Raw genomic sequence first — 4,575 nt, forward strand, 5'->3', positions numbered from 1 at the left:
AAATAGGGCACAACTACAGGTGTTCTTGTGTTGAGATAATATTTAATTCCTGCAAAAAGCAAAATATTATTATAACAATTTAGGTTTCAATTAAATATTATCATTATGAAAACAAATAAATTCTATATCACATTAGCAGTAATATTTACTGTAATCGGTCTTAATGCCAATGCACAAACTTGTGGGGTTTACAAAACCTATGAAGATTACACAAATGGCAAAATGGAAGTTTCAATAGACTGTGCCGGAAAAGAGGGTAAAATAAAACCAAACGATTTCTTTAAAACAGATTACGTAACAGTAATTAAAAATGGTGAAAAAACTGATTTGAAGAAGGACGAAATATTTGGTTATCAACTTTGCGATGGGAAATTTTTCCGTTTTTTAAATAATGACCGCTTAACTTTGGCAGATAAAAGTGGTTTATGGATTTACACCAAAGAAGAAGTAGTATCCTATTCCCCATTTACAGGCACGAAAAAAAGAACAAAATATTATTTCAGTAAAGACGGAAGTGGGGAGATTAAAAGCCTGACATTTAGCAATCTTAAGGATGTTATTCCTGCTGACGACCCACTTTATTCTGAAATGGAATTATTATTTGGTTCAAATTCAGCCTTACATGCATCTAATCAATCGAGCGGTTCATATAGGATAAATTCATTTCTGAATAGCAAAGGATTGCAATAGTTTTTGAATGCTTTTGTGAAGGTAGGCAAGGCAACTTGTCTGCTTTCAGAAAAGCTAAATCAAACTAAAAATTCGCATACAATAATTTAAAATTTATAAAAAAACTAAAATGAACAAGATATTAAATGTAATCAAAGCAACAGTATTGATTTTTGGTTTATCAATTGCAAACATCTATGCGCAAGAAACAGAAAAAGTAATTGGAACAGTCGGTGGTGAAAAATTAGGTGACGACAGAATTGTAATTTGCGTTTTGGGAACACAGGCTTGCATGCCGGTTCAGATAGACAAAAACATGACGGTTAAATACAATGGGGAGGAAACAAAATTGACAGATTTGCCTTTTGCTCTTTATTTAGAAGCTGAACTCAACGGTAATAAAATTACAACAATTAAAATTGATGAAAGAAAAACCGTAATCTGTTTTGCAGAGCATAAAGCAGGTGATGATGAGAAATTAACGGGCTTGTTAAACGGAATAAAGGGTGTGGAAGATTTTACGTTATATCATAAATCGAATCAGGTACTGATTGAATACAATCCGAAACAAATTGCGTATAGCGAATTGGAGGCAAAAGTTAAAAATGCAGGTTTTATATTGGAATAAAAAAAAAGGAGGATCAGACTTCTTAAAAAGCAATATTTAGTATCTCTGCAAAGGTAGCAAAACAGGGCAATACGTTAAAATTACGATATAATTGGACATTGGCTTTTATCATTATATTAATATAGTGATAATTATTTAAATTTAAAAGCATTATTTATGCAATTATTAATTTTTTTATGTGTAATTTTGTGGCAAAAGTTACAATAATGACAGAGCTGTTTGATAATATACAGGTTGACAATGAGTTAAAGTTATTAGGGAATAATTATGCCATAAAGGTAAAGCCAGGGGAACTAATCGAGATATACCATAATGGCCAATTTCAAAAAGTAGCCAGGATAGCACCAGCTATTGAGAAGCGTTTAATAGTTGTTGACATGGTTGAGCGCTGCGGTGTTCAAAAGAAGAAGCTGGCTGATGCCCTGGGGATCTCCAGGCAGAGCATAGACACCTGGGTGGCGACCTATCAAAAACGCGGTACGGAAGGGTTGGTAAACAACACGAAAGATAGTTGGAAAAAAAACCCGAAACGCTTCACGGGGAACAAGGCCAGGGAGTTAGAAGAAGAAAATAAGACGAATCAGGAGAAAAAACAGAAGCGCGAGTTGTGTATTGATTTTGAGGACGATAGCACGGGAACCCGGCTCCAGCCCACGGACAAGGAATTATTCAGCCAGGAACACGACTACCAGGGGAACAGGTATGCAGGAAGTTTCCTGTTTTGGCCAATGTTTGACAACTATTACGACATAAACAAGTTCCTGAACAAGCATATCGGCGAAAATAAGATTGTGATTTTTTTATTTGCCATGATGCAGGTAAACCGGATATTTTCGGTAGAGCAATTAAAAACGGTGTATAAAGGAGAATTTGGCAAAATACTGGGTTTAAAAAGATTACCATCAGCTCCTGAATTGTGGAAACGAATCCATGATCATGTAAATCAAACCAAAGAAACAAGCAAAACAACATTAAAGGCGTTTTTTAAGCATCAGATAATACGTGGCATCGTGGGTGTTTTCAATCTATTTATAGACGGCCATTTCATACCCTATTATGGAAAAGAAAAAGTACATAAAGGATGGTACACCCAGCGTGGCATGGCAATGCCTGGGATAACTGCGATATATGCGCACGACCAAAGCGGACGGGTTGCATATTTCGACCTGTTTGACGGCAAAGCCGATATTGTGAGCACGGTCAAGGAAATACACGATGACTGGAAAGAACTCAATATGGGGATATGCCCGCTGATCGCCATCGACAGGGAGATTTGGGGAGTGGACAACTTTTGTGAACTACAACCCTATAAGATAGTAACCTGGGAAAAATTTAGCGATGAAGCCCAACTGTATGAAATAGCCGAAAGCGCATTTGGTCACGAATTTAGCTGGCAAAAGAATACCTATAAAATTAGCGAAGATGAAAAAACCTATAAAGACAATAAAGGAAACCAGGTAAAGATGCGGCGATTGGTTTATTGGAAAATACGAGCAAACCAGCGTTTTGCAGTAGTAACCACCGATAAGGAATCTCCCGCGCCAGAAATAGCCCTGGCAATGTTAAACCGCTGGGGCAGCAATGAGAACACGTTCAAATACATGAACAAAAGAGTGGGTATGCACTACAATCCGGTATTTAACCTAAGCGGAGAAAGTGAAAACCAGCAAATAAAAAATCCGGAACATACACAGGCAACGAAACAAATGGCCAACATTAAAAACCAAATCAGAAAGTGCGAACAAAGTCTTGGAAAAATAAAAATAACCACGGGTAAAGCCGGCGCGTTACGCGAAAATGCAACGCGGGACAAATTACAGGTAAAGCTGTTATTGTTAAAAGAAAAACTACGGGCGCAACAAACCATCCTGGAAGCGCTACCCAAATTTACTGAATTAGAAAAGGTAACAGGCGAAACATACAAGACCTATTCAACAGATGGGAAAGTTTGGTGGGATTTATCCGGGGCCCTTGTATGGAATAGCCGGAAAAAATTAATAGAAATATTTAGCAACTACATGTTAGATAACCGCGATACCATACCCGTGTTAGAGGCTATCATAAAAGGAAACGGATGGATAAAAACAACCAGGACAACAGTCACCGTAAGGTTAGAACCACTGGAACGGCAAAGCTACCAATCTGCCCAAATTCAATTATGCCGACACTTGAATACCTTAAAAACAAAACTGGGCGATGGGAAACTTCTGCTTTTCGATGTAGCTCCTAATCCGTATCATGTCCAAAAATAAAAACTGGTTTTTAAGAAGTCTGAGGATAGAAAAATGAAACAAAATAAATTAATTACTGGCATGAAAAATACAAAAATCATTTTTTTAATGGCAGCAGTAATTGGATTCCTTTTTTATTCATGTAATAAGGAAGAAGAAGCACCCTTGGATAATACATTAGCTTCCAGTGTTATCGGAAAATATACAGGTACTCTTATGAGCACAACCACTAATCAATCCAGTCCGGCGACACTAAATGTAACATTAATTAACGATAGTTTAGTTACCATGCATTGTTTGTCCAATAATTTCGATTCAACCTGGATTGTCCAACTGTACCAGAATAATGACAGTATTATGTATTGTTTAACTGGGGAGGATTTTTTTGCTGAATATGGGCATAATCGCAATAATTATGATTTTTGCACAAACCGCCAATCCGGTTGGACAAATAACGCCTGGATGAACGATGGCAATTGCTGGGGAAATATGAATCAAGGTTGGGGCAACAGCAACTGGGCGGGAACTGACCAATGGAACGCCTGGACCAATCACATGAATACGCAACACAATCAAAATGATAACCATTTTGGAGGATTTAATCCAAATATGAATTCATGTATTTACAAATTTTCAGTTCAGAACAGTACACATTATTTTGAAGTATTTGAAGGAGTCAAATAATTAAAGATGTGGGTAATAATAAAATTGAAGTTGTAATGATAAATCCCGTAAGATTATTAAACATTGTAGAAAACAAAGAACTTGAAAAAATAGCTAAACAAGTTAAAGCAAAGTATATGGCAATTTTAGAAAACTTATAACCTATACCTTAATAGTTTTAAGTAAATTTAGGGGATGAACAGCGAAAAATGATATTTCTCTCTTAAAATTATTACCGAAATGAAAAATCAGGAAATCGATAAGAAACTTGAATCGAAAAACGTAAAACCAACAGCCATGCGAACGTTGGTTTACAAAGCACTTGCTGAATCTGGAAAAGCGCTGAGCCTGGCGGATTTAGAACAGCGATTTGAAAAAGTGGAG

Annotated in this window: 4 protein-coding genes; all 4 read left to right on the forward strand. The window is 36.5% G+C overall.

Going from position 1 to position 4,575, the window contains the following annotated elements:
• Window positions 1-105: 105 nt before the first annotated feature.
• The 4 genes from WBH99_RS09405 to WBH99_RS09420 all read left to right on the forward strand — a co-directional run bounded on the left by WBH99_RS09405 (window position 106) and on the right by WBH99_RS09420 (window position 4,212).
• Window positions 106-690, forward strand: coding sequence for a hypothetical protein (locus tag WBH99_RS09405; RefSeq protein WP_424219823.1), 585 nt, complete (start codon window positions 106-108; stop codon window positions 688-690).
• 109 nt (window positions 691-799) lie between these two features.
• A complete protein-coding gene (locus WBH99_RS09410; RefSeq protein WP_424219824.1) occupies window positions 800-1,297 on the forward strand; it encodes a hypothetical protein in 498 nt (165 codons plus the stop codon).
• Window positions 1,298-1,503: 206 nt separating this feature from the next.
• Entirely contained in the window at window positions 1,504-3,549 is a 2,046-nt protein-coding gene (locus WBH99_RS09415) for a helix-turn-helix domain-containing protein (protein WP_424219825.1), read from the forward strand.
• Between the two features lie 33 nt (window positions 3,550-3,582).
• Window positions 3,583-4,212, forward strand: coding sequence for a hypothetical protein (locus WBH99_RS09420; RefSeq protein WP_424219826.1), 630 nt, complete (start codon window positions 3,583-3,585; stop codon window positions 4,210-4,212).
• Window positions 4,213-4,575 lie beyond the last annotated feature (363 nt).

Source organism: Azovibrio sp. (genome assembly GCF_049658005.1).
GTDB lineage: Bacteria > Pseudomonadota > Gammaproteobacteria > Burkholderiales > Rhodocyclaceae > Azovibrio.

What these genes read in the sequence shown, in the direction of transcription:
- WBH99_RS09420 (WP_424219826.1), top strand. Translation starts at nt 3,583, where the DNA reads ATGAAACAAAATAAATTAATTACTGGCATGAAAAATACAAAAATCATT.
- WBH99_RS09405 (WP_424219823.1), top strand. Translation starts at nt 106, where the DNA reads ATGAAAACAAATAAATTCTATATCACATTAGCAGTAATATTTACTGTA.
- WBH99_RS09410 (WP_424219824.1), top strand. Translation starts at nt 800, where the DNA reads ATGAACAAGATATTAAATGTAATCAAAGCAACAGTATTGATTTTTGGT.
- WBH99_RS09415 (WP_424219825.1), top strand. Translation starts at nt 1,504, where the DNA reads ATGACAGAGCTGTTTGATAATATACAGGTTGACAATGAGTTAAAGTTA.